Source organism: Streptomyces sp. CB02058 (assembly GCF_001905505.1).
GTDB lineage: Bacteria > Actinomycetota > Actinomycetes > Streptomycetales > Streptomycetaceae > Streptomyces.
The window spans coordinates 514,850-537,523 of sequence record NZ_LIPG01000006.1; the positions used below are offsets into that span (position 1 = coordinate 514,850).

The 22,674-nt window shown below is 71.7% G+C and carries 22 protein-coding genes; 15 read left to right on the plus strand and 7 right to left on the minus strand.

The genetic code is table 11. The features are described from left to right. Nucleotide 1 precedes the first annotated feature (1 nt). Nucleotides 2–949, plus strand: coding sequence for a LysR family transcriptional regulator (locus AMK10_RS30460; protein WP_073751836.1), 948 nt, complete (start codon nucleotides 2–4; stop codon nucleotides 947–949). An 18-nt stretch (nucleotides 950–967) separates the two neighbouring features. Here AMK10_RS30460 and AMK10_RS30465 read toward each other — a convergent pair whose 3' ends face one another. The 3 genes from AMK10_RS30465 to modA form a co-directional block, all read right to left on the minus strand. Next, nucleotides 968–2,047 carry an ABC transporter ATP-binding protein gene (locus AMK10_RS30465; protein ID WP_073751838.1) on the minus strand — a complete coding sequence of 360 codons (1,080 nt, stop codon included), beginning with the start codon at nucleotides 2,045–2,047 and terminating at the stop codon, nucleotides 968–970. 61 nt (nucleotides 2,048–2,108) lie between these two features. Continuing rightward, a complete protein-coding gene (gene modB, locus AMK10_RS30470; RefSeq protein ID WP_073752029.1) occupies nucleotides 2,109–2,978 on the minus strand; it encodes a molybdate ABC transporter permease subunit in 870 nt (289 codons plus the stop codon). Between the two features lie 5 nt (nucleotides 2,979–2,983). Beyond that, the gene (gene modA / locus AMK10_RS30475) at nucleotides 2,984–3,799 is read right to left on the minus strand and encodes a molybdate ABC transporter substrate-binding protein (protein ID WP_073751840.1); all 816 of its coding nucleotides are present in this window, start codon (nucleotides 3,797–3,799) and stop codon (nucleotides 2,984–2,986) included. Between the two features lie 209 nt (nucleotides 3,800–4,008). On the opposite strand from modA, the gene AMK10_RS30480 reads away from it, so the two are divergent. Beyond that, on the plus strand, nucleotides 4,009–4,479 hold the full coding sequence (locus AMK10_RS30480) for a molybdopterin-dependent oxidoreductase (RefSeq protein WP_073751842.1): 471 nt from the start codon (nucleotides 4,009–4,011) through the stop codon (nucleotides 4,477–4,479). A 41-nt stretch (nucleotides 4,480–4,520) separates the two neighbouring features. On the opposite strand, the gene AMK10_RS30485 is transcribed toward AMK10_RS30480, so the two are convergent. Then, entirely contained in the window at nucleotides 4,521–4,913 is a 393-nt protein-coding gene (locus AMK10_RS30485) for a TOBE domain-containing protein (RefSeq protein ID WP_073751844.1), read from the minus strand. A 368-nt stretch (nucleotides 4,914–5,281) separates the two neighbouring features. On the opposite strand from AMK10_RS30485, the gene AMK10_RS30490 reads away from it, so the two are divergent. The 7 genes from AMK10_RS30490 to AMK10_RS30520 all read left to right on the plus strand — a co-directional run bounded on the left by AMK10_RS30490 (nucleotide 5,282) and on the right by AMK10_RS30520 (nucleotide 10,991). After that, nucleotides 5,282–5,623, plus strand: coding sequence for an ArsR/SmtB family transcription factor (locus tag AMK10_RS30490; RefSeq protein WP_073752031.1), 342 nt, complete (start codon nucleotides 5,282–5,284; stop codon nucleotides 5,621–5,623). Beyond that, a complete protein-coding gene (locus AMK10_RS30495; protein WP_073751846.1) occupies nucleotides 5,620–5,853 on the plus strand; it encodes a hypothetical protein in 234 nt (77 codons plus the stop codon). The genes AMK10_RS30490 and AMK10_RS30495 overlap by 4 nt, the downstream gene beginning before the upstream one ends. A 510-nt stretch (nucleotides 5,854–6,363) precedes the next feature. Then, on the plus strand, nucleotides 6,364–6,708 hold the full coding sequence (locus tag AMK10_RS38300; RefSeq protein WP_073752033.1) for an ArsR/SmtB family transcription factor: 345 nt from the start codon (nucleotides 6,364–6,366) through the stop codon (nucleotides 6,706–6,708). Continuing rightward, entirely contained in the window at nucleotides 6,705–6,941 is a 237-nt protein-coding gene (locus AMK10_RS30505; RefSeq protein WP_073751848.1) for a hypothetical protein, read from the plus strand. The genes AMK10_RS38300 and AMK10_RS30505 overlap by 4 nt, the downstream gene beginning before the upstream one ends. Continuing rightward, nucleotides 6,938–7,669, plus strand: a complete 732-nt coding sequence (locus tag AMK10_RS30510; RefSeq protein ID WP_073751850.1) for a sensor domain-containing protein — start codon at nucleotides 6,938–6,940, stop codon at nucleotides 7,667–7,669. Before AMK10_RS30505 ends, AMK10_RS30510 begins: the two co-directional genes overlap by 4 nt. After that, on the plus strand, nucleotides 7,666–8,457 hold the full coding sequence (locus AMK10_RS30515; RefSeq protein WP_073751853.1) for an ABC transporter ATP-binding protein: 792 nt from the start codon (nucleotides 7,666–7,668) through the stop codon (nucleotides 8,455–8,457). The genes AMK10_RS30510 and AMK10_RS30515 overlap by 4 nt, the downstream gene beginning before the upstream one ends. Further along, on the plus strand, nucleotides 8,457–10,991 hold the full coding sequence (locus tag AMK10_RS30520) for an ABC transporter permease (protein ID WP_073751855.1): 2,535 nt from the start codon (nucleotides 8,457–8,459) through the stop codon (nucleotides 10,989–10,991). Before AMK10_RS30515 ends, AMK10_RS30520 begins: the two co-directional genes overlap by 1 nt. Nucleotides 10,992–11,285: 294 nt before the next feature. Here the strand turns inward: AMK10_RS30520 and AMK10_RS30525 are convergent, their stop codons facing one another. Next, the gene (locus AMK10_RS30525; RefSeq protein ID WP_073751857.1) at nucleotides 11,286–12,305 is read right to left on the minus strand and encodes a hemolysin family protein; all 1,020 of its coding nucleotides are present in this window, start codon (nucleotides 12,303–12,305) and stop codon (nucleotides 11,286–11,288) included. Then, complete coding sequence (locus tag AMK10_RS30530) at nucleotides 12,302–13,639, minus strand: hemolysin family protein (RefSeq protein ID WP_073751859.1); 1,338 nt, start codon at nucleotides 13,637–13,639, stop codon at nucleotides 12,302–12,304. The genes AMK10_RS30525 and AMK10_RS30530 overlap by 4 nt, the downstream gene beginning before the upstream one ends. Nucleotides 13,640–14,067: 428 nt before the next feature. Here AMK10_RS30530 and AMK10_RS30535 point away from each other — a divergent pair, with 428 nt between their 5' ends. The 4 genes from AMK10_RS30535 to AMK10_RS30550 all read left to right on the plus strand — a co-directional run bounded on the left by AMK10_RS30535 (nucleotide 14,068) and on the right by AMK10_RS30550 (nucleotide 18,664). Continuing rightward, nucleotides 14,068–15,180, plus strand: coding sequence for an ABC transporter substrate-binding protein (locus tag AMK10_RS30535; RefSeq protein WP_073751861.1), 1,113 nt, complete (start codon nucleotides 14,068–14,070; stop codon nucleotides 15,178–15,180). Between the two features lie 297 nt (nucleotides 15,181–15,477). Then, the gene (locus tag AMK10_RS30540) at nucleotides 15,478–16,251 is read left to right on the plus strand and encodes an IclR family transcriptional regulator (protein ID WP_073751863.1); all 774 of its coding nucleotides are present in this window, start codon (nucleotides 15,478–15,480) and stop codon (nucleotides 16,249–16,251) included. A 56-nt stretch (nucleotides 16,252–16,307) separates the two neighbouring features. Next, nucleotides 16,308–17,357 (plus strand): PDR/VanB family oxidoreductase, encoded by a 1,050-nt coding sequence (locus AMK10_RS30545; protein WP_079180918.1) that lies wholly within the window; start codon nucleotides 16,308–16,310, stop codon nucleotides 17,355–17,357. Between the two features lie 89 nt (nucleotides 17,358–17,446). Next, on the plus strand, nucleotides 17,447–18,664 hold the full coding sequence (locus AMK10_RS30550) for a cytochrome P450 (RefSeq protein ID WP_073751865.1): 1,218 nt from the start codon (nucleotides 17,447–17,449) through the stop codon (nucleotides 18,662–18,664). 391 nt (nucleotides 18,665–19,055) lie between these two features. Here the strand turns inward: AMK10_RS30550 and AMK10_RS30555 are convergent, their stop codons facing one another. Next, nucleotides 19,056–20,069 (minus strand): LacI family DNA-binding transcriptional regulator, encoded by a 1,014-nt coding sequence (locus AMK10_RS30555; RefSeq protein ID WP_073752037.1) that lies wholly within the window; start codon nucleotides 20,067–20,069, stop codon nucleotides 19,056–19,058. Nucleotides 20,070–20,360: 291 nt separating this feature from the next. On the opposite strand from AMK10_RS30555, the gene AMK10_RS30560 reads away from it, so the two are divergent. Next, on the plus strand, nucleotides 20,361–21,677 hold the full coding sequence (locus AMK10_RS30560; RefSeq protein WP_241839715.1) for an ABC transporter substrate-binding protein: 1,317 nt from the start codon (nucleotides 20,361–20,363) through the stop codon (nucleotides 21,675–21,677). A 108-nt stretch (nucleotides 21,678–21,785) separates the two neighbouring features. Beyond that, on the plus strand, nucleotides 21,786–22,670 hold the full coding sequence (locus AMK10_RS30565) for a carbohydrate ABC transporter permease (protein WP_073751869.1): 885 nt from the start codon (nucleotides 21,786–21,788) through the stop codon (nucleotides 22,668–22,670). The last annotated feature ends 4 nt before the right edge of the window (nucleotides 22,671–22,674 follow it).

A 22,674-nucleotide genomic window follows, 5' to 3' on the forward strand; every position in this document is an offset into this window, starting at 1 on the left:
GGTGAGCGATCAGGAATGGGCCGCGGGCTCCGGACTGGACCGGCTCGCATCGGTCAACCTCAACCTGCTGGTGCCGCTGCTCGCCCTTCTGGAGGAGCGTTCGGTGACCAGGGCGGCCGAGCGGGTCGGGCTCTCGCAGCCGGCGATGAGTCACGCCCTCGGCAGGATGCGGCGGCTGCTCGACGACGACATCGTCGTGCGCCAGGGCACGGGCGTCAGGCTGACCCCGCGAGCCCTGGAACTCGTCGCGCCGCTGCGCGCCGCCCTCCAGCAGACGGCGCGGGTGGTGAACTTCCCGGGCTTCGACCCCGCCCACGACCGGCGTGTCATCACGGTCGCCATGATGACGAGCACGGCGTACGTCATCGGCCCGCCGCTGGCCAGGCTGGTCGCCGAGCGGGCGCCGAACGCGACGCTGCGGGTGCGCACGATCACGATGCCCACCGAGGCGGTCTTCACCGACGAGGGTGTCGACGTCGTCCTGATGTCCGACATCTTCTCCTCGCCGTACCCGCGCGAGCGGCTGTACGACGACCGCTGGGTCGTGGTGGCTTCCCTCGACAGCCCTCCGGAGGCGAGCGCGCTCGACCTGCTGACCTCGCTGCCGCACGTCGTCTTCGACGCCGAGCGCCGGGTGGCGCCCTACTCGGTGCTGGACCAGGAGGGCGTCGTCTACCGGGTCGGCCGGCTGGTCTCCGACAACGTCCTGATCCCACGCCTGGTGGCGTGTTCGGGGGGCGTCGCCCTCCAGCGGTTCCGGCTGGCCTCCGCGATGGGTACGGCCGCCGGTCTGCGGATCGAGGAGTTCCCCTTCCCGCTCCACGGGGTCGGGATCGACGCGGTGTGGAACCCGGGGCTGTCCGACCAGGTGTTCATCGAGTGGCTGCGGGACGTCCTGCGGGAAGCGGCGCGGGACGTCCAGGGCTCCGCCCGGGGTGACGGCGCCTGAACCTCGCCCCGGCGCGGGTCAGGCGGGATACGCCTGCGTCTGCGTGGCCTTGACCGCGGCCCACACCGGTGCCCCCGGGTGGAGGTCGAGCTCGGCGGCGGCGACCGTCGTCAGGTCGGCCGCGAGCGGGAGTTCGCCGGTGAGGCCGGCCCGGATCCGGTCGCCGTGGGTCTCCAGCCCCGCCACCTCGCAGCGCCAGAGGTTGCGGGCGCTGGAGCCGGTGGGGCGCTCGCGGTACAGGGTCACGGCGCTCGGGGGGAAGGCCACGAACGCGGGACCGGTGAGCTCCTCGGTGGTGGTGATGACGGGCCCCGTCTCCAGCCGGACCGTGTGCCCGTCGGCCCTGCCCTGGTAGAGGTTCAGGCCGACCAGCTGGGCGATGTAGTCCGTACGCGGATGGCGGGCGATGTCCGCGGGCGCGCCCTCCTGTACGACATGGCCGTGCTCGATGACGACGAGCCGGTCGGCCAGCACCATCGCGTCCAGCGGATCGTGCGTGACCAGCACCGCCACCGCCTCGAAGTCGGCCAGATGGCGGCGGAGCTGGGCGCGTACGTCGAGGCGGGTGCGGGCGTCGAGCGCGGCGAGCGGTTCGTCCAGGAGCAGCAGCCGGGGGTGCGTCGCCAGGGCACGGGCGAGGGCGACGCGCTGTGCCTGGCCGCCGGAGAGCCGCCGCGGCCGGGCACCCGCGTGCTCCGCCAGCCCCATCCGGTCCAGCCACCGCGCGGCCTGCGCGCGGGCCTCCGTCCTGGACACGCCCTGGCAGCGGGGGCCGAAGGCCACGTTGTCCAGGGCGGTCAGATGAGGGAACAGCAGGTAGTCCTGGAAGACGACACCGACCGGGCGGGACTCGGGCGGCGCCTCGTCCAACGAGGCTCCGTCGAGGCGCAGATGGCCACCGGTCAGCGGCGTCAGTCCGGCGAGGGCGCGCAGCGCGGTGGTCTTCCCGGCTCCGTTCGGCCCGAGCAGCGCGACGACCTCGCCGGGGGCGGCGCCCAGTGCCACATCGAGGCGGAAGTCCCCCCGCTCCACGACGAGACGTGCGTCCAGGCCCTCCGTGGGGCGGACGGGGCCGGGGTCGTTGCCGACAGGGGTCATCAGACGGCCATCCAGCGGTCGGACGGCCCTGAACGGACCGTGGCAGGCGGGGCGGTACGGGTCATGACACCGTCATCCAGCGGTCCCGGAGCCCCGCGAGGACCGCGATGGACACGGCGAGCAGGACCAGGCTCAGCGCGATGGCGGCGGCCGGATCGCTCTGCAGCGCGAGATAGACGGCCAGCGGCATCGTCTGCGTACGGCCCGGGAAGTTGCCCGCGAACGTGATCGTCGCGCCGAACTCGCCGAGCGCGCGGGCCCAGGCCAGGACGGAACCCGCGGCGATACCGGGCATGATCAGCGGCAGGGTGACCCTGCGGAACGCGGTGAAGCGGGAGGCGCCCAGTGTCATGGCGGCCTCCTCGAAGCGCGGGTCGGCGGCGCGGAGCGTGCCCTCCACGCTGATGACCAGGAACGGCAGCGCCACGAACGCCTCCGCGACCACCACGCCCGCGGTGGTGAACGGCAGGGTGATCCCGAACCACGAGTCCAGCCACTGCCCCACGACCCCGTTGCGGCCGAGCGCCAGCAGCAGCGCCACACCGCCCACCACCGGGGGCAGGACCAGCGGCAGCGTCACCAGGGCCCGTACGAGACCGCGCCCCGGGAACTCGGTGCGCGCGAGAAGCCACGCCAGCGGCACCCCGAGCACCAGGCTCACAGCCGTGGCCGCGGTCGCGCAGATCAGCGAGAGCCGCAGGGCCTCCCAGACCTCCGGGCTGGTCAGCTGGTCCGGAAGGTCGCGCCAGGGGGCCCGTACGAGAAGGGCGACCAGCGGCAGCAGGAGGAAGACGAGGCCCACGAGGGCGGGCACCAGCAGGGGCAGAGGAATCCCGCCCCTGGCGCCTGCCCGGACACGCCGGCGCCGGGGCCCGCTGCCCCGGGCGTCGCCACCCGGGACAGTGCCGCCCGTGGAGCCGGACTTGTCCAGGCCGCTCACGGGTTGAGGAAGCCGGCTGCGGTCAGGACCTTCTGGCCCTCGGCGGACTGGACGTACGCGATGAACTCCTTGGCGGCCGCCGGGTTCGGCGCGTCCTTGAGGAGCACGATCGGGTAGTCGTTGACGGCATCGGCGGACTCGGGGAACTCCACGCCCTCCACCTTGTCACCCGCGGCCTTCACGTCCGTCTTGTACACGACGGCGGCATCGGCCTCCTTCAGCTCCACCTTCGTCAGGGCGCTCTTGACGTCCTGCTCGTAGGAGACCGGGGTCAGCTTCAGCCCGGCGGCGTCCAGGGCCTTCTGCGCGGCGGCGCCGCACGGCACCGTCCTGTCGCAGAGCACGACCTTGAGGTCCGGCTCCGTGAGGTCCTTCAGGGAGCCGATCTTCTCGGGGTTGCCCGGCAGGGCGGCGATCTCCAGCTCGTTGCGCACAAAGGTGGCGGGTGTGCCTGAGGCGTCGCCCGCGTCGGTGACGACGGCCATCGTCTTGGCGCTGGCCGCGGCGAAGACGTCGGTCGGGGCACCGCCGGTGATGCCGGCGGCGAGCGAGTCGCTGCCGCCGAAGCTGAAGGTGACCTTCGTGCCCGGGTGGGCCTTCTCGAAGTCCTTGCCCAGCGTCGTGAAGCTCTCCTTGAGCGAGGCGGCGGCGAAGACGGTCACCGTGCCGGAGAGCTTCTCCGACGCGTTCCCGGAGGCGGAGGAGTCCGAGGCGGGGGACGTGTCGTCGGACGAGGAGCAGGCGCTCAGTGCCAGCAGCGCGGCTGCGCCTGCACCGGCCATCCGCAGGGTCCGGCGCGCGGTACGGGTCATCACGGGTCCACTCCCTCTGGCTCTTCGGAAGAGCCTGTCTGCGTGTTCTGCGGGCTCCGGCTCGGGGCGCGCAGCTGATCATACTGCCGCAGATTCAAGGGGTAAGTCACTAGTGGCATCGCATGAGCGGGAGCTTCCGGGAAAGAGGTGGGCATGTGCGTTTGCACGGGTCCGGCGTGAGGGTACGGTCCCCGGGGAGGTGGTTGCCCGTGAGCCAGTCCGTTACGGCCGCCGGTCCGGTGGCAGAGCTCGCCCTGACGGGCGACCTCGCGCGTCCTGCCCGGCTGACGGTCCGGGATCTGCTGGCCTGGCCGCAGCATCCGGTCCGGGTCAGCTTCGAATGCGCCACCAGCGGTATCCGGCACCACCGCTTCACGGGGCCACTGCTGCACGACGTCCTGTACGACGCGGGCCCCGGCTTCGACCCGGCGCGGCGCAAGGACCGGCTGCGGTTCCTCATCGCGCTGTCGGGAGCGGACGGCCATCACGTCCTGCTCTCCTGGGCCGAGATCGACCCGGACTTCGGGCAGGCTCCCGTCCTGCTCGCGGTGAGCATCGACGACACCCCGCTCGACCGGGCGGGCCCCCAGCTCGTCCTTCCTCAGGACCGGTGCGGCGCCCGGCACATCAGCGGGATCGACGCCATCCGCGTGGACGGCCGGTACGCGACGGGGGGCTGACCGCCCCGGAGGCTCGAGGCTTGCGTGCGAGCGCTCGTGCGTCAGGTCCGGTCGATGTGGACGTTGGTCGACTTCACGCGGGCCGTCGCCTCCATGCCGACCTCCAGCCCCAGTTCTTCCACGGCCTCACGCGTGAGCAGCGAGACCAGCCGGTGGGGGCCGGCCTGGATCTCGACCTGGGCCGCGACATCGCCCATCTTCACGGCGGTCACGATGCCGGGAAAGGCGTTGCGCACCGAGGTGTACGAGGCGTCCGACTCGCCGCCGGCCGCGGCGATCTCCACCGAGAAGGCGGCCAGGTCCTTGCCGTCGATGAGCCGGCGTCCGCCCTCGTCGCGGTGGGTCGCCACCTTGCCCGCGTCCGCCCATCGGCGCGCGGTGTCCGGACTTACTCCGAGCAGTCGGGCTGCCTGGCCGATCGTATAGAACTGCATATGCCACAAGATAGGCGCCCTGCTCTCGCATATGCAAACCTATCGGGGGTGAAGGCTGGTAGATGCTGGCGCCGTACGGCGCGGGTGAAGGGGCGCCCACGAGCCCCGTACGGCCGACCATACGCCTGCCGCGCCCCGCCGTCGGCCCTCGCCGTGCCGGTGGGAACGCTCGTCCGGGGTGGGAGTCCCGGCCGGTGGCCGAGATGGACTACGTACGATGGGGCCGTGTCGTTCGGAAGCCGGCTGCCGGCTCTCGCCCTCGTGGGTGTCGTGACGACTGCGCGGGCGGAGATGCCCCGGCGTCCTGGCGCACGGCCAGGGCGTGGGAGAGTCTCCTTCGAACCGTCCCGGGATCGACAGAGGTGGCCATGAGCAGCGAGGGACTACTCGCGGTGCTCTCCGCCGTGGGTCACGCGCAGCGGCTGAGGATCCTTGTCGAACTCGCCGGTGGCCGTGTGTACGTCAGTGAGCTCGCCCGCCGCCTGGAGATGTCGAGGCCGCTCCTGTACCTGCACATCGACCGGCTGGAAAAGGCCGGTCTGGTGACGGGGAATCTCGAACTCTCGGATGACGGCAAGGCTCTGAAGTACTTCGAACTCACCGCGTTCGAGCTGAGGTTGAACATCGATACAATCCTCGAGGCCGTGCGGGGCGACGAATCGTCGTCCGATGTGCGGGATGCGGACGACGCGAAGGAGCAGGGGACATGACCGGGGCCTTCGTCGCGATCGCCATCGTCCTGATCGTCGTCGGTGGTGTCGCGGCCACCGTGATCTCCTACCTCAGGCTTCAGCGCCACAGGGCCGACGCCGTGGCCATGGCCTCGTACCGCAAGCTCGCCGAGGAAGCCGTCGAGCGGCAGGCGTCGTTGCAGGGCGAACTCGCGCTGATCAGTGAGCGCGTCACGGCCGTCGAACGGCTCCTCCGCAGCGTCGGCTGAACCTGGCGCACCCCGGCCCCGCGCCGGCCCACTGCTTCGGGCAGCGGGTGGAGGGCGTGGTCGGCCGGGTGAGGCGTGCCTGGACTCTGCGCCATCCCCCTGAACGGAACGGCCCGCCGGGCATGTGCGGTCCTGACGTCAGGTACCACGACAGAAACCTCTCCCGCGATCCGGCGCACAGCTCCGGACCGGGGCGCACCATGGCGGCCGGTGGTCAGCTGCCCGGCCACGGACATGGTGCTCCGTAACACGGCGCGCGGCGGTTGTGCGCGACTTCGGCGTCGAGGCCCCCGGAACTCATCGTGCCGGTTGCCGGGGCTCCGGCCAGTGGGCTCCGTGGCGGCCTCCCGCGCGGACGCGCCCGCCTGGCGCCGACAGTCGTGCAGGCGGGCGGCGAAGCCCTTTGCCGACCCCCGTATCCGTGCGCGACCGGTGGTCCAGTGTTCGCTTGACACCTCCTCACTGGCATGTCAGTTTTTCCTTACAGGTGAAAGGCGGGGGGTGGTTGCTCTGGCGACGGAAGAACTCCTCGCGCTCTTCGCTGCGTTGGGGCATACCCAACGGCTCCGGATCATCCGCGAGTTGGCGGGCGGGCACGTGCACGTGAGCGAGCTGGCCCGACGTCTCGGCCTCTCCAGACCCCTGCTCTACATGCATCTGCAGAGGCTGGAGGCGGCAGGCCTGATCACGGGCCTGCTGGAGCTGTCCCAGGACGGCAAGGCGCTGAAGTTCTTCGAACTCCAGCCCTTCGACGTCCATGTGACGGTCGATTCCGTGCTCGAGGCCTTCCGTGAGGACGAGGCCCGTGCTGTGACGGCGGCCGATGCCGCAGAAGAGAAGGGACCCCCCACATGACGGGCGGCATCGTCGCCATCCTGATCACGTTCATCGTCGTCGGAGGCGTATCAGGGGCCACCATGGCCTACTTCGCCCTCCAGCGGCACCGAGCCGACGCCGTCGCCATGGCCGGTTTCCGCAAGCTCGCGGAGGAGGCGGTCGCCGAACAGGAGGCGCTGCGGACGGAGCTCGCCGGACTGAACGGACGCATCGCCGAGGTCGAGAGCCTGCTGCGGAGCGTGGACACATGAGCGCCGGCACGCGGCAGATCCGCGTCCTCCCCGCGCTGCCCGCCCCCATGGAGCTGCTGCGCTCCTCGCGTCCCTGGACCTCCACGGCGTATCTGGCCAGCTACCTCCTGACCGGGCCCCTCCTGTTCGCCTCCACCACCGTGGTCGTCGTCGTGAGCTTCGTCCTGAGCCTTCTGGTCTTCGGGGTTCCCCTGCTCATCGGCGCGGCAGCCGTCGTACGCGGATGCGCGCACATCGAGCGCGCGCGCACGGGCATGGTCGCCGAGCCGGTGACGGCCGACCACCGCACGGTGGCCGAGCCCGGCATCCTCAACGGCGTCCGGACCCGGTGGACCGATCCCGCGGTGCTCCGTGACCTCGCCTATCTCACCGTCCTGTTCGTGCCGTTGCTGCTGCTCGACGCCGTGGCGCTGGCGGTGTGGCTGACCAACCTCGCGGTGGTCCTGGTTCCCGCCTGGTACTGGGCGGTGCCCGGGGGAGGCGCACTCGGTGCCCTGGGCGTGGACGACCTGCCGAGCGCGCTGGTGGCCATGGTCGTGGCCTGCGCACTGGTACCGCTGACCTGTTACGCCGTCACCGGGGCGGCGAGTCTGCACCGCACCGTGGCCCGCACGGTGCTCGGCCGCCCGGCCGACCCGCTGGCCGAGGCACGCCGCGTCCTGGCGAGCCCCGGCCCACTCACTCGCTCCGGACCGGACCGGAACGCCACCACACAAGGGGAATTATGAGTACGCCACTGTCCGTGGCCCGCACCGACGAGGTCGTGCGGCTCACCGGGGTCAGCCGCACCTACGGGACCGAACGCACGCTCGTGCGCGCACTCGACGACGTCACCATCGGATTCCGGCGCGGCACCTTCACCGCCGTGATGGGGCCCTCCGGTTCGGGGAAGACCACCCTGCTGCAGTGCGCCGCCGGACTCGACCGGCCCACCGCGGGCTCCGTGCAGATCGACGGCCAGGAGCTCACGAAGCTCGGGGAGAAGGAGCTGACCCTGCTCCGCCGGGACCGTATCGGCTTCATCTTCCAGGCGTTCAACCTTCTGCCCGCCCTGACGGTCGCCGACAACGTGGCCCTGCCGCTCCGGCTGGCCGGCCGCAAACCGGAGCGGGGCGCCGTGCTCCAGGCCCTGGAGCGCGTGGGACTCGCGGCACGCGCGTCGCACCGCCCCGGCGAGCTCTCCGGCGGCCAGCAACAGCGCGTGGCCATCGCCCGCGCGCTGATCGCCCGGCCCGCCGTGCTCTTCGGCGACGAGCCCACGGGCGCCCTCGACACCCGTACGGCGCTCCAGGTGCTGCGGCTCCTGAGAGACGCCGTGCACCACGAGGGACAGACCGCCGTGGTGGTCACGCACGACCCCGTGGCCGCCTCGCACGCCGACCGCACCGTCTTCCTGGCCGACGGCGGCGTCGTCGACGAGCTGTACGGGGCGTCCGCGGACACCATCGCCGAGCGCATGACGCACCTCGGTGCCTGGGGAGACCGCTTCTCGGACGTCGCGGAAGGGGCCGTGTGATGTTCGGCCTGGCCCTGCAGTCCCTGAAGTTCCAGAAAGGGCGCTTCCTGGCGTCCTTCGTCGCCCTGTTCTTCGGTGCGCTGATCCTGATGGCGTGCGGTGCGCTCATGGAGACCGGTATCCGCAGCGCGGTGCCGCCCCAGCGACTCGCCGCCGCCCCCCTCGTGGTCACCGGCGACCAGTCGTTCGACCACGACGTGCTTCCCGAGCGGGTCCGTCTCGACGTCGCCGACGTCGGGACCGTGCGCGGTGTGGAGGGCGTGGAACGCGCCCTGCCCGACGTCACGTTCCCCGTCAGCGAGCTGCGTGACGGTACGAACTCCGGTGCCGCGCTGCACGGGCACGGCTGGTCCAGCGCGGCCCTCCTCGCGTCCGGCCCCGCGTCCGGGCGCGAGCCCGCCGGTGCCGGGCAGGTGGCCCTCGACGAGGACACCGCGCGGCGACTGGGCGCCGAGCAGGGTGACCGGCTGCGGTTCGCCGTGGCGGGTGGCTCCCGCGAGTTCACGGTGAGCGGCACCGTCCGGCCGGTGGAAGGCGCAGCGGGCGCGGTGTACTTCGCCGACGACGAGGCCCGGCGCCTGATGGGCAGGCCGGACCAGGTCGACTCCATCGCCGTCGTACCCGCGAAGGGCACCTCGCCCGCCGTACTCGCGGAACGGATCGGCAGGGCCCTCGACGGCAGTCCCGCGGTCACGCTGACCGGGGACGCGCGCGGCAAGGCGGAGTTCCCCCAGGCGCTCGCGGCCTCGACCCGGCTGATCTCGCTGTCCGCCGTCTTCGGCGGCATCGCCGTCATGGTCGCCGTCTTCGTCGTCGGCTCGACCCTGGCGCTGCTGGTGCAGCAGCGCCTGCGCGAGATGGCCCTGCTGCGCGCCGTGGGCACCCTGCCCGGCCAGCTGCGCCGGATGATCGTCGGCGAGACGCTGGTGATCGCCGTCGTCGCGGTGGCGCTCGCCCTGTTCCCGGGCCGCTACGCGGGCGGCTGGATGCTGGACCGGCTGGCCGGGGGCGGCGTCGTGGCCCCGGAGATCGCCTTCCGGGCCGGCTGGGTCCCCATGATCGTCGCGGCAGCCACCTCGCTGGTCTCGGCGGTCGCCGCCGCGTTCATCGCCTCGCGGCGCGCCGCGAAGGCCCGGCCCGCCGACGCGCTGGCCGAAGCGGGCCTGCAGCGCCGCTGGCTGAGCGGGAGCAGGCTGGTCTTCGCGCTGCTGTGCTTCGTCGGCGGAGGCGTGCTCGCCATGGTGACCGCCCTGGTCATGGAGGGGACGGTGGCCGCGAGCACGGCGGGTCCGGCCGCGCTGCTCTGGGCCGGCGGGTTCGCCCTCATCAGCCCGGGTCTCACCCGTGTGTTCACGGCGGTCCTGCAATGGCCGCTGCGCGCGTTCACCGGGTTCGCGGGCAGTCTCGCCCTGAACAACGCGAAGGTACGGCGCATCCGGGTCGCCGGGGCCGTCACCCCGGTGATGCTGGCCACCGGACTCGCCACCGCCCTGATCTACCTCCAGACCTCGCAGGCCCAGGCCACGGAGGAGGCGGCACGGGAGCTCGTCTCCGCGGACGCCGTGATCACCTCGACGACCGGCGGCTTCGCACCGGACCTGGTGGACACGATCGCCGAGTCGCCGGGGGTCGGCGGGGCGTCCGCCTATCTCCCCGGAACCGCGTACATCCTCGAACCGCTCAGCGCGGAGGACCGCGCGGAGGGCGAGGACCCGGACAACACCGAGCTCCAGGTGCAGGGCATCAGCGCCGGGGGAGCGGACCGTACACTCGCGGCGCCCGCCGTCGAGGGGTCGTTCGACGCGCTGCGGGGCGACACCGTCGCCCTGCCGACCTCCCTGACCGGTGAGAAGGGCAAGGGCGTCGGGGACACCGTCACGCTGCTGCTCGGGGACGGCGCGCAGGTGAAGGCGGAGGTCGTGGCGTCGTACGAGGCGCGCAAGGGCTTCGGCACGGCCTTCCTGCCGGCCGAGCTGATGCTCGCGCACTCCACGACCGGACTCGTGCCGCAGATCCTCGTCTCCGGGGACGACGGCAGCTCCACCGAGCAGGTCGTCTCCCAGGTGAGGAAGGCGACCGAGGGCCTCGCCGGGGTGCAGATCGTGGGCCGGGCCTCCGCCGACGCGGCCGACGACGGGGCCACGAGTGCGTGGATCAACTACATGCTCGCCGGGACCATCGTCGGCTACGCGGTGATCTCCCTGGTCAACACCTTGGTGATCTCGGCTTCCGAACGGCGCAGGGAGTTCGCGCTCCAGCGTCTGGTGGGTGCCACGAACGGGCAGATCATGCGCATGATGGCCGTCGAGTCCGTCCTCGTCGCCCTGGTGGGCATCGTGCTCGGAACCGCCGTCGCCGTGGCGACGCTGGCGCCCTTCGGGATCGCTCTCGGCGGTTCGGGAATGCCCCAGGGCCCGGCCTGGATCTACATCGTGGTCATCGCACTGGCAGGGCTCCTGACCCTCGCGGCGAGCCTCCTGCCCACGTCGGTGGTGCTGCGGGGAAGGCCGGCCGAGGCGGTGGCGGTCACCTGACCGGCGCGCGTTCGGACCGTCAGCGGCCTGGCGTCCGCGGGGGACGGCCGGCCGGAGTCGGCCGCCATTGCTCGGACCGTCATCAACGCACCTCGTTCGAACGCGTGGATCCGGGACCGACGCAGTGATCTGGACCCAACGCGTGGATCCGGGACCCGACGCCTGTGGACCGGCCGGGGCCGAGGTCTCCACCGGTTTTACCGGCTTGCGAGTCGGGCGCGGCGGCGACCCGGCGGACCGCCACAGGTCCTGGATGGGCACCCCGGCACGGCCGGGGCGCCCACGCGTACCCGTCTACGCCCCCTGCGGCTGGAGGAAACGGGCCAGCAGGTCGTCCAGGCTCACCATGCCGGTGAGACGCCCCTCGCCGTCCCGGACGACGGCGAGCGAGGCGCGGCGCCTGCGCAGCAGCTCGATCGCCTCGGCGACCGTGGCGTCCTCGGTGAGTTCGGGCATGGGCCGTGCCAGTTCGGCGGCGACGGCGGTCCGGCCCTGGGCGCGCGCCACGAGGACGTCGCGGGCGTGGACCGACCCGAGGACCTTTCCGTGCCGGTGGACCAGCAGCCGGGTGCGGTCGGTCTCCGCGGCGACGCGCAGGATCTCCTCCGCGTCCGCCGCGCCGTCCACGGCGGAGATGTCGGCGGCAGGGACGCACAGCTCCCGTACCGGGGTCTCCGGCTCGGTCAGCGAACGGGTCAGCAGCTCGGAGTCCGTCTCGCTGATCAGGCCGAGCCGCTCCGACTCCTCCACCAGGTGGGTCAGCTGCTCCCGGTTGTGCACCGAGGTCAGCTCGTCGCGCGGGGCGACCCGGCACAGCCTCACCAGGGCGTTGCTCATCCGGTTGAGCACCCAGATCAGCGGGCGCACGACCTTCACGACACTCCGGAAGGGCGGCGCGAGCAGCATCGCGGACCGCTCGGGATGGGCGATGGCCCAGGACTTGGGTGCCATCTCACCGAGCACCATGTGCAGGAACACCACGACGATCATCGCCACGGCGAACGCGACGCCGTAACTGAGCGCGGTGGGAAGTCCCAGGTCGCGCAGCAGCGGGTCCAGCTCATGGGAGATCGCCGGCTTGGACACCGAACCGAGGCCCAGCGTGCACACCGTGATGCCGAGCTGTGCGCCCGCCAGCATCAGCGACAGCTCGCGCATGCCCGCCAGCGCCGAGCCTGCGCCGCGCTGCCCCTCGGCCACGGCCTTCTCCATGCGGTGCCGCTTGGCGGCGACCAGTGCGAACTCGGCCGCCACGAAGAATCCGCTGCCGACCAGCAGCAGCACGGTGACGAAGACCGCCATCGGGAAACTCATGCCTGCTCCTCCGGCTGCTCGGCCAGCCGCTCGATCCGGATGCGCTCCGGCACGTGCCGGTCGAGGGCGCGTACGTCGATGGCCGCGACCGCGCCGTCGGAGAGTGCCACCGTGAGGTGGTCACCGATGGCCGGAAATCGTCCCAGCCGGTCGATGATCAGGCCGGCCACGGTCTCGTAGTCCTCCTCGGCGGGCAGTTCGATCCCGGTGGTCTCGGCGACCTCGTCCAGGCGGCGCCCGGCGTCCACGATCCAGCCGTCGCCGTCGGGGACCGCGACCTCCTTGACCGTGTCCGACTCGTCGGCGATGTCGCCCACCAGCTCCTCGGCGATGTCCTCGTAGGTGACGACACCGGCCACACCGCCGTGCTCGTCCAGGACCACGGCGAACTCGTCGTCCCGCTCCCGCATCCGCGCCACGGCGCCCGGCAGGGGCAGGGTGTCCGGCAGCAGCAGCGCCCCACGGGCCACCGTGCCGGCGGTGGCCCCGGTGAGCCGGCCGGCGGGCAGGGCCATCAGCTCCCGCACACCCAGCACCCCCGCGACATCGTCGGGGTGATCGCCGAGGACCGGGTAGTTGGAGTGGCCGTACGTGCCGATCAGGCCGATCGCCTCGGCGGCCGTGGCGTCCCTGCGTACGAAGACGGCGTCGGCGCGCGGCACCATCACGGCGTGCAGCGTCCGCTCGGAGAACTCCAGGGCGTGGTCGAGCAGTTCGGCCGTACCGCGTGGCAACTGCCCCTGCTCGTGGGACTCGCCGATCAGATGGCCGAGCTCCTCCAGGGTGGCCCCGTGGTGGAGCTCCTCGACGGGCTCGATGCCGACCTTCCGCAGCAGCCGGTTCGCCGCCCCGTCGAAGATCCGCACGACCGGGCCGACCACCTTGAGGTAGGCCAGCGTGGAACCGGCCAGTGCCTTGGCCAGCCGCTCCGGGACGGCGATGGCGAGATTCTTCGGCGCCAGCTCGCCCAGTACCATCTGCACCACGGTGGCCAGCACGAACGCGAGCACCACGGAGATGCCGCTCACGGCACCGTCGGAGATGCCGAGGCCGGACAGTGCGGGCCTGAGCAGCGCGGAGACGGACGGCTCGGCGATGAAGCCGACGACCAGTCCGGTCACGGTGATGCCGAGCTGGGCGCCCGAAAGCATGAACGACAGCCGGCTCAGCACGCTCAGCGCGCGGGCGGCCTTCTTGTCGCCGCGCTCGGCCTCACGGGCGAGCGCGAGACGGTCGGCGGAGACGTAGGCGAACTCCTGGGCGACGAAATAGCCCGTGCCGGCGGTGAGCACGAAGACGGACAGCACTCCCAGCCAGGCCTGCGCGGCACTCATCGGACACCACCCCGCCGCGTGCCGTGCTCAGGAGATTCTGGGCGGGATGGTCGGGGACTGTTTCCCGAAGGGTCCGTCGATCTGGCGGACAAGCGAGGGCTCCTCATCTAGGCGTGCATACACAAAACGGTTCGGACCGAAACAGGGTTCCCGGCCATCGCACCCGAGCGTGTCGCGGCTCGTCGGGGCAACCCTATTCTTCTACGCGCTTGTAGAAAACAGCGTGCGCCCCGGTGGCCGGCTCGCTCACCTGCACCGATGGTGCCGGTCCCGCCCGCCGTGGAGCCGGAAGCGTGGCCGCCCGGTCCCTGTCACCTCATCGACCCCGGGCCCCGCCCGGAAGCCTGGCTCGGCTACTCTCTGCGCCACTGACGTTCACGCCGCGGTCCGGACGGAAACAGGGACCGTCACCCGGGAGACGCCGACCCATGAACACGCCCCCCTCCGCCCCCGAGTCGGGCCGGACCGACGAACCGCCCGTCCGGATCGGTGCTCTCGTTCCGCTGAGCCGGCCCGGCTGGTCCGAGGCGGGCCGGCACCTGCTCGCCGGCCTCGAGCTGGCCGTACGTGAGGTCGGCGACGCCGGAGGGATCGCCGGCAGGCCGCTCGAACTGCTGGTCAGGGACACCGCCGCCGATCCGCAGCGAGCCGTGGCGGCCGTGGACGAGCTGGCCGGCCTGGGCGTGGCAGCCCTGGCGGGGGAGTACCACAGCGTCGTCGCCCGCGCCGCCGCGGCCAGGGCCGACGCCCTCGGCCTGCCGTTCCTCTGCTCGTCGGCGGTGCTCGACGCGCTCACCGACCGGCCGACGGACCGGGTGGCACGCCTCCCTCCGCCGCAGTCCGAGGGGTGGCGCGTGTACGCGGACTTCCTCATCGGCGAGGGCCACAGCCGAACAGCCGTGGCGGCCGTGCCGAACGTCTACTGGGCCTCCGGGACCCGCGTGCTGCGTGACCACCTCGCCGCGCGCGGCGGCACCCTCGTCGAGTTCGACATGCGCACGCTCGATCCCTCCCGGCTGTGCGACGCACTCGTCGCCGACGGCGCGACCGCCCTTCTCCTCCTGATCGGCGACCCGGAGACGACGGTGTCCGTCGTCAGGTCCGTCCGGAGCGACGAGCGACTCGCGGGTGTCCTGATCGGCGCCCCCGCCGGGCAGCCCGAGTTCGCCGGATGGGCAGCGGCACTGGGCGACGACGGCACCGCGATACCGTTCCTGCGCTACCTCCCCGGACAACTCGGCCCCCTCGGCGCACGCGTGGGAGCGGCCCTCCGTGAACGGCTGGGCGAAGAGCCCTCTTTCGTCGCCTTCGAGGGCTACGACACGGTCGCCGTACTCGCTGGTCTGCTGCGGTCCCATGGCACGGACCGGGTACGCATCGCCGAGTCCTGGCCCCGCGTCGACGTCGAAGGCACCCGGGGGCGCATCCGGTTCTCCCGTGCGCCGGGCGGCAGCGTCTGGCAGTGCTCGGGGGTACCGGTCCAGGTCGTGGACCGGGATCCGGCGGCCCTGGACCGCTTCCGGATCCGCCATACCGGCTGACGGCCGCCCCCCCCCGCACGCCGGGCTCCCAGCACGCGGGACCGCCCGAACGCCGGGCTGCCCGCATGCCGGGCTGCCCGCATGCCGGGCTGCCCGCATGCCGGGCTGCCCGCATGCCCGACCACCCGTACGCCGGGCCGGTGACGTCGGTGACGTCGGTGACGTCGGTGGCGTCGGTGGCCCAGCGCCCGGGCGGCAGTACGGTGCGCAGGGCCGCGACGTACGCCGGGTGTCCGGCGCCGTGGCCACCCCGGACACCCTCCCCCGACACCCTCCCCGGACACCGGAACGGACCGCATGAAGGCACCCCACCAGGAGTCGGTTCTCTCCCGGGCGGCTCGCATCCTAGAGGCCTTCAGCCAGGACGAGCCGGCCCTCACCGTCTCCGAGATCGCCCGCCGGACCGGGCTGCACGTGGCGACCGCCTCACGGCTCGTCGCCGAACTCGTCGCGCACGGTTTCCTGAGCCGGGACGAGGACCGCAGGGTGCGGATCGGCGTACGGCTCTGGGAGCTCGTCACACGAGCCTCGCCGACCTTGTCGCTGCGCGACGCCGCGATGCCGTTCATGGAAGGCGTGCACGACATCGTCGGTCACCATGTGCAGCTCAGCGTCCTCGACGGCGACGACGTCCTGTTCCTCGAACGGCTGTCGGCTCCCGACGCGGTGATCAACTACACCCGGATCGCCGGAAGGCTGCCCCTGCACGCCTCGTCCAGCGGTCTGGTCCTCCTGGCCCACGGCTCCGCCGACCTCAAGGAGCGCGTCCTGGAGGGCCCGCTGAGCAGCTACACCCCCGCGACCCCGGCCACGCCCGCACGGCTGCGCGCGGAGCTGGCCGAGATCCGGCAGCGGGGATACGCGTACTGCCCGGGTTACGTCCACGCCGAGGCCCTGGGCATCGCCGCCCCCGTGCGCGGGCCCGACGGCACCCTGGTGGCCGCGCTGTCGGTCATCGTCCCCGACGAGACGGGTGCGCAGGCGCTCGTCCCGATCGTGCGGACGGCCGCGCGGGGCATCTCCCGCGCGCTCGGCGCCGGGAAGGCTCCGGGCGGACCGGCCGGTACATGAAGGCCGTGCGACAGGCGTGTGACATCCGCACGAAGTTGGTCTCTCACTGAGTGAGAATGCGGTCGCGGTGTGACCGGGGCCACGCGCATCCTTCCTGCAATCCAGGAACGGGAGGCGACGACGTGGTCGTACACAACGTGTTCTCAGCTCCGCAACAGATCCCATCCACGGCGGTGTTGGAGGTCCGCTCCAAGGAGGCCGTCGCCGACGGCATCGTGTCGCTGGTCCTCGGCCATCCGAACGGGGCGCGGCTGCCGGACTGGACGCCCGGCTCGCACATCGACCTGGTGCTGCCCGACGGGACGACCCGGCAGTACTCGCTCTGCGGCGACCGATGGGACCCGTACGCCTATCGCGTGGCCGTGCTGCGGGAGCCCGCCGGCCGGGGCGGGTCCGCCTACGTCCACGACCGGCTGGTGCCGGGTGACACGGTCGGTGTCGGCGGACCCCGCAACCACTTCCCGCTCGTGCCCTCCGACCGTTATCTGTTCATCGCGGGCGGGATCGGCATCACCCCGCTGCTGCCCATGATCCGCCAGGCCGGGATGACCGGTGCCGACTGGCAGTTGCTGTACGGCGGACGCACCCGCTCGTCGATGGCGTTCCGCGACGAGCTGACGCGCGCCCATGGTGACCGCGTCCACATCGCACCGCAGGACGAGTGCGGCCTGCTCGACCTGACCGCGTGGCTGAGCCGGCCGCCCGCCCGGACCAAGGTCTACTGCTGCGGGCCGGCCCCGCTGCTCGCCGCCGTCGAAGCGGCGTGTGCCGGCCTGCCGCGCCACAGCCTGCGCACCGAGCGCTTCACCGCCGCGCCCAGGACCGGGCCCGTGCGGGACACACCGTTCGAGGTGGAGCTGCGCCGCAGCGGCAGGAAGGTGACCGTCACCCCCGACATCTCCGTGCTGCAGGCGCTGCGGCAGGCGGGGGCCGACGTGCTGACCTCCTGCGAGCAGGGCACCTGCGGCACATGTCTCACCCCCGTGGTGGACGGCACGCCCGACCACCGGGACTCCGTCCTGGCGGACCACGAACGCGACGCCAACGACTGCATGCTCCCCTGCGTGTCCCGCTGCCGCTCGGACCGCCTGGTCCTGGACCTCTGAACCACATCACACCCCGGCTCCCAGCCGAGCCGGCCGAGCCCACCCCCAGCCGCCCCGCCCACCCCGAGCCGCTATCCGCTGGAGCCGCCATGACCGGAACAACGGCTGCCGCCGTTCTCCCGCCCACCAGTGACGCCGACCCCTTCGACGCCGCACACCTCGCACACCCCGAACCCCTGCACCGGGCGCTGCGCGAGGCCGGCCCCGTCGTCCACCTGTCCCGTTACGACGTCCACGCCCTGGCCCGCTACGACGAGGTGCACACGGCACTCGTCGACTGGCAGCGCTTCCAGTCCGCCGCGGGCGTCGGTCTCGCCAACTTCCGCCACGAGAAGCCCTGGCGGACGCCGAGCCTGCTCCTGGAGGCCGATCCGCCGCACCACGACGCACCCCGCCGGGTCCTGCGCGAGATCCTCGCCCCGCCCGCGCTGCGCCGGCTGCGCGACACCTGGTCATCGGCCGCCGAGGGCCTCGTCGACTCCGTACTGGCCGAGCGGGGAGCGGAGTTCGACGCCCTGGAGGCGCTGGCCGCGGCGTTTCCGCTGCGGGTCTTCCCTGACGCCGTCGGCCTCGGCCCCGACCGCCGCGAGAACCTCCTGCCCTACGGGAACATGGCCTTCAACGCCTTCGGCCCGCGCAACGACCTCGTGAAGGCCGACGCGGACCGGGTGGCGGAGCTGTCGGCCTGGGTGAACGAGCGGTGTGCCCGCGAGGCGCTGGGCGAAGAGGGCTTCGGCGCCCGCATCTGGGCCGCCGCCGACCGGGGCGACCTCACGCATGAACAGGCACCCCTGGTCGTGCGCTCCCTGCTCACCGCCGGCGTCGACACCACGGTCCACGGCCTGGCCGCGACCCTGTACGCCTTCGCCACCCACCCCGAGCAGTGGCGGCTGCTGCGGGAGCGCCCGGAGCTGGCCCGGGTGGCGTTCGACGAGGCGGTGCGCTGGCAGTCGCCGGTGCAGACGTTCTTCCGCACCGCGACCACGGACGTCACCATCGCGGGCACCACCGTCCCCGAGGGCGGCAAGATCCTCATGTTCCTCGGTGCGGCCAACCGCGACCCGGTGCGCTGGCTGGACCCCGACCGCTTCGACCTCACCCGCGACCCCTCGGGCCATGTCGGCTTCGGCATGGGCATCCATCAGTGTGTCGGCCAGCACATCGCCCGGCTGGAGGCCGAGACCCTCCTGACCGCGCTCGCCCGCCGCGTCGAGCACCTCGAACTCGCCGGGGAACCGCGCCGCCACCTCAACAACACCCTGCGCTCCTGGGCCTCGCTTCCCGTACGCGTACGCCTCGCACGGTGACCCGCACGAACCCGTGCGAACTCCACTGTCCGCGCGGCGGGTTGTCCGGCCATCCACGGGCTGGATCGGCGGTATCCGGAATCCGGATCACGGCGGGGGTAGGCAGACCGGTCCAAAAGGACGCATAGTCGTGCCACGCCGTGCGCGGATGCGCCGAGCTCCACCGACGCACGGACACCTCCGGCAGGCGGGCTCGTCCGCCGTGCGGCCTTCCCCTCCGTACCGCTCCCCGGATCGTCGCCGTGTCTGCTGCCTGCCCGCCCTCCCGTACTACCGTGCCGGCTGTGCCCGCCCGGACCGGCGCAACCACCGGTCCGGGCCGCAGCACGACGGGGCGGTGCTCGTGACCGGCCCCTTCCGCCGTGTCCTGGGCGAGCAGCGGGTCCGCGGTCTAGCGGCCCTGCGGCTGTGCGGTGCTGCCCCGGGTGACCAGGCGGGGCGTCATCGTCGTCTGCATGGCCCGGTCCCTGCGGCCCTCCACACGCTCGATGAGCATGCGGGCGGCGGTCGATCCCATCATGTGCCCGGCCTGGTCGACGCTGGTCAGCTGGACGGTGGCGAGGGCGGCGAGGGCGGTGTTGTTGTAGCCGACGAGCGAGAGGTCGTCGGGGATGCGCAGCCCGAGTTCGTGGGCCGCGCGGTAGATGCCCAGAGCCGCCACGTCCGCGCCCGTCATGACGGCGGTCGGCGGGTTCTCGGCGGTCAGCAGGGTCATGCCGGCCTTGAAGCCGCCCTCGTCGGAGTACGCGGCGTGCAGCACGCGCGCGTGCTCCGCGAGCCCGTGCCGTTCCATGGCCTCGAGATAGCCGTCGGTCAGCACGATCTCGGGGGTCCGCCTCCACTGGTTGGCCTTGGTGCCGGGCGCCGAGACCAGGGCGATGTCGCGGTGGCCGAGCGAGACCAGGTGGTCGACGACCAGGCCGGCGCCGATGTCGTCGGCGTCGACCACCGAGTCGTGCGTGTCGGAGCCGTCGTGGTGGCCGAGGACCACGGTCGGCGTGGACGCGGCCGTGGCCAGTACCTCCTCCCGCGAGGTCCCCGGCGCGATGAGGATCAGCCCGTCCATCTGGCGGTCCACCATGGACCGGATCGTCCTGGCCTGTTCGTCCGGGGCGAAGCCGGCGGCGCCGATCAGCACGGTGTACTCGCTCCGGCGCAGTTCGTCCCGGATGCCGTCGAGGATGTCGGCGAAGAACGCGTTGCGCACGTTGTCCAGGAGCACGCCGATCGTGTACGTGCGGCCGCGCATGCCGCGGGCCGCCGCGTGGGGGCGGTAGCCGAGCTCGGCGATGGCCGCCTTCACCCGCTCCTGCATGGCGGGACTCACGCCGTAGGCATTGCGCATCACCTTGGAGACCGCGGCGGTGGACACGCCGGCGTGCCGAGCGACATCGGTGATGGTCACGCGTTTGTTCTGTCGGGGGGTCGCAGCCGGGTCCATCGTCAGCGCTCCGGATTTCGTAGTCGTGAGTATAACGGTCTACACCCAAGCCCCTGGGTGTCGTCAAGTGTTTCGACGTCTTGCCCAGGTGTTACGTCTCTGTGTCTTGACGGGGCCGGGAGAGCGGTGCAGGGTGTTGCCCAATCTCGATAGAGAACGTTTTACACACGCTCTCCATGTGCGACAGGGCCCACTCGTTGCCCTCGGCGCCGCCTTCCACCCTCGCCTCCTCTCCATACTTCTCGGGAGTCTTCCGTGTCCCCTCGTATGCCCCGTTCGCCCCGTGTGCGCCTGAGTCTGATCACCGCGGGAACGGCCTCGCTGGCACTGCTCGCCACCGCCTGCGGCGGCAGCGGAGCGGGCTCCGCCTCCGCGCCGAAGAACTTCAGCTATCTGAGCGTCACCGAGAACACCACGGTCAAGACCGCGCTCACCACCCTCTCCAAGGGCGCCTGCACGACCGAGAACAAGGCGCTGCCGCTGAAGGTCGAGACGGTCCCGCAGGCGAGCCTCGACCAGAAGCTCCAGCTCCTTGCCGGACAGGACGCGCTCCCCGTGCAGTTCGCCGCGGGCAACGCCCCCGCGCTCACGAACCAGCTCGAAGGGTCCGGGAAGATCGCCGACCTGGAGAAGGAACTGAAGGGCCTCGGCGTCCTGGACCAGATCGAGCCGGCTGCCGTCTCCACGGTCAAGGCACTCTACGACGACAAGCTGGCGGTGCTCCCGTACGAGTACAACATCGAGGGCATCTTCTACAACAAGAAGCTGTTCGCCGAGAACGGCATCTCCGAGCCCGCCACCTGGGACGAGCTGACCGACGCCTCCGCGAAGCTGGAGAGCAAGGGCGTGCAGCCGTTCTCCGCCTCCGGGCAGCAGGGCTGGCCCCTCACACGTCTCATCAGCGGATACCTCTACCGCAGCCTCGGCCCGGACGCACTCAAGCAGGTCGCCGACGGCAAGGCCGCGCTGACCGACCCCGAGTACGTCAAGGCCGCCGAGGAGATCGCGGACCTGGGCAAGAAGGGCTACTTCGGCAAGGGCCTCGGCGCCATCGACTACGACACGGCGATGAACCAGTTCCTCAACGGCAAGGCCGCCATGTTCTACATGGGCAGCTGGGCGCTGGCCAACATCTCCGACGCCGGGCAGAACAAGGTCGGCGCGGAGAACGTCGGCTTCATGCCCTTCCCCGCGGTGGCCGGAGGCAAGGGCACGATCGAGCAGTACCCCTCCAACGTCGGTCTGGGCATCACCCTCGCGAGGAAGTCCTTCGACGCCAAGGCGGGCGACTGGACCGCCTGCATCGCGAAGAACTACGGCACGACCGTTCTGAAGGACCAGGGCGTGATCTCCGGCTTCAAGGTCAACGGTGACGTCGAGGACGCCAACGAGGTGACCACGCAGGTCAGGGAGACCATCGGCGCGTCGAAGCAGAACGTGCTGTGGTTCGAGGCTCTCTTCAGCACCAAGGCCACCACGGTCAGCCAGACCAACGCCGCGTCCCTGGTCAGCGGCAGCATGACCCCGCAGAAGTTCATGCAGACCGTGCAGGACGCCCTGACCGCCCAGTGAGCGACGGGCACCACGGCTCAGGAGCGCTCCGCGCACCGGCTGCGCCGCTCCTGAGCCGGTCCGCCCCCGCCCGCCTCCGCACCCCCTCAGACGAAGTGGACACCACCTATGCACCGCGTCCTCGGTGACCGCAGGGCCATCCTGATCCTCATAGGCCCCGCCCTGCTCGTGTACTCCCTCATCATGCTGGTCCCGATGGTCTGGTCGCTGGGGTACTCCTTCACCAAGGGCAACACCATCGACGGTTTCACCGGCAACGGACTGGACAACTTCCAGCGCCTGTTCACCGACGACGCCGTCCGGGACGCCCTCTGGTTCACCTTCAAGTACGCCCTCGTCGTGACCGCCGGTCAGGTCATCGCGGGCTACCTGCTCGCCCTGCTGTACGTCTTCGTCCTCAAGCGCGCCTCCGCGCTCGTGCGCACGCTGGCCTTCTTCCCCGTCGTCCTGCCCACCGTGGCCGTCGGCCTGCTCTTCCAGAAGCTGTTCCAGGTCTCCCCGCAGACCGGCCCCGTCAACTCCCTGCTGAACATGGCCGGCTTCGAGTCGGTCGACTGGTTCGCGAGTGCGGGCAGCGCCTTCTGGGTGCTGGTCATCATGGACGTCTGGCGCTCCATGGGCTTCTACGCGGTCCTGCTCTTCGCCGGACTGGTCGACATCCCCGACGAACTCCTGGAGTCCGCGCGCCTGGACGGCGCCTCCGGCCTGCGGCTCGTACGCCACGTCGTCCTGCCCCTGTCCTTCCCCGTCCTGATGTCGTCCCTGATCTTCAGCATCAACGGAACGCTCAAGGTCTTCGACTCCATCGTCGCGCTGACCAACGGCGGTCCGGGCAGCGGCACCACACCCCTGACCCTCTACATGTTCCAGACGTCGTTCACCTACAGCGACTACGGCTACGGCAGCACCATCGCCCTGCTGCTCACCGTCGTGTGCCTGCTGGTGACCCTGGTCGTCTTCCGCCTCTCGCGGCGCGACCTCACGAAGGGCTGAACCC

Excerpts from the sequence above, each read along its gene's own strand:
- AMK10_RS30465 (WP_073751838.1), bottom strand. The coding sequence starts at position 2,047 with ATGACCCCTGTCGGCAACGACCCCGGCCCCGTCCGCCCCACGGAGGGC.
- modA (WP_073751840.1), bottom strand. The coding sequence starts at position 3,799 with ATGACCCGTACCGCGCGCCGGACCCTGCGGATGGCCGGTGCAGGCGCA.
- AMK10_RS30485 (WP_073751844.1), bottom strand. The coding sequence starts at position 4,913 with ATGCAGTTCTATACGATCGGCCAGGCAGCCCGACTGCTCGGAGTAAGT.
- AMK10_RS30490 (WP_073752031.1), top strand. The coding sequence starts at position 5,282 with ATGAGCAGCGAGGGACTACTCGCGGTGCTCTCCGCCGTGGGTCACGCG.
- AMK10_RS30495 (WP_073751846.1), top strand. The coding sequence starts at position 5,620 with ATGACCGGGGCCTTCGTCGCGATCGCCATCGTCCTGATCGTCGTCGGT.
- AMK10_RS30505 (WP_073751848.1), top strand. The coding sequence starts at position 6,705 with ATGACGGGCGGCATCGTCGCCATCCTGATCACGTTCATCGTCGTCGGA.
- AMK10_RS30510 (WP_073751850.1), top strand. The coding sequence starts at position 6,938 with ATGAGCGCCGGCACGCGGCAGATCCGCGTCCTCCCCGCGCTGCCCGCC.
- AMK10_RS30515 (WP_073751853.1), top strand. The coding sequence starts at position 7,666 with ATGAGTACGCCACTGTCCGTGGCCCGCACCGACGAGGTCGTGCGGCTC.
- AMK10_RS30520 (WP_073751855.1), top strand. The coding sequence starts at position 8,457 with ATGTTCGGCCTGGCCCTGCAGTCCCTGAAGTTCCAGAAAGGGCGCTTC.
- AMK10_RS30525 (WP_073751857.1), bottom strand. The coding sequence starts at position 12,305 with ATGAGTTTCCCGATGGCGGTCTTCGTCACCGTGCTGCTGCTGGTCGGC.
- AMK10_RS30530 (WP_073751859.1), bottom strand. The coding sequence starts at position 13,639 with ATGAGTGCCGCGCAGGCCTGGCTGGGAGTGCTGTCCGTCTTCGTGCTC.
- AMK10_RS30535 (WP_073751861.1), top strand. The coding sequence starts at position 14,068 with ATGAACACGCCCCCCTCCGCCCCCGAGTCGGGCCGGACCGACGAACCG.
- AMK10_RS30540 (WP_073751863.1), top strand. The coding sequence starts at position 15,478 with ATGAAGGCACCCCACCAGGAGTCGGTTCTCTCCCGGGCGGCTCGCATC.
- AMK10_RS30545 (WP_079180918.1), top strand. The coding sequence starts at position 16,308 with ATGCGGTCGCGGTGTGACCGGGGCCACGCGCATCCTTCCTGCAATCCA.
- AMK10_RS30550 (WP_073751865.1), top strand. The coding sequence starts at position 17,447 with ATGACCGGAACAACGGCTGCCGCCGTTCTCCCGCCCACCAGTGACGCC.
- AMK10_RS30565 (WP_073751869.1), top strand. The coding sequence starts at position 21,786 with ATGCACCGCGTCCTCGGTGACCGCAGGGCCATCCTGATCCTCATAGGC.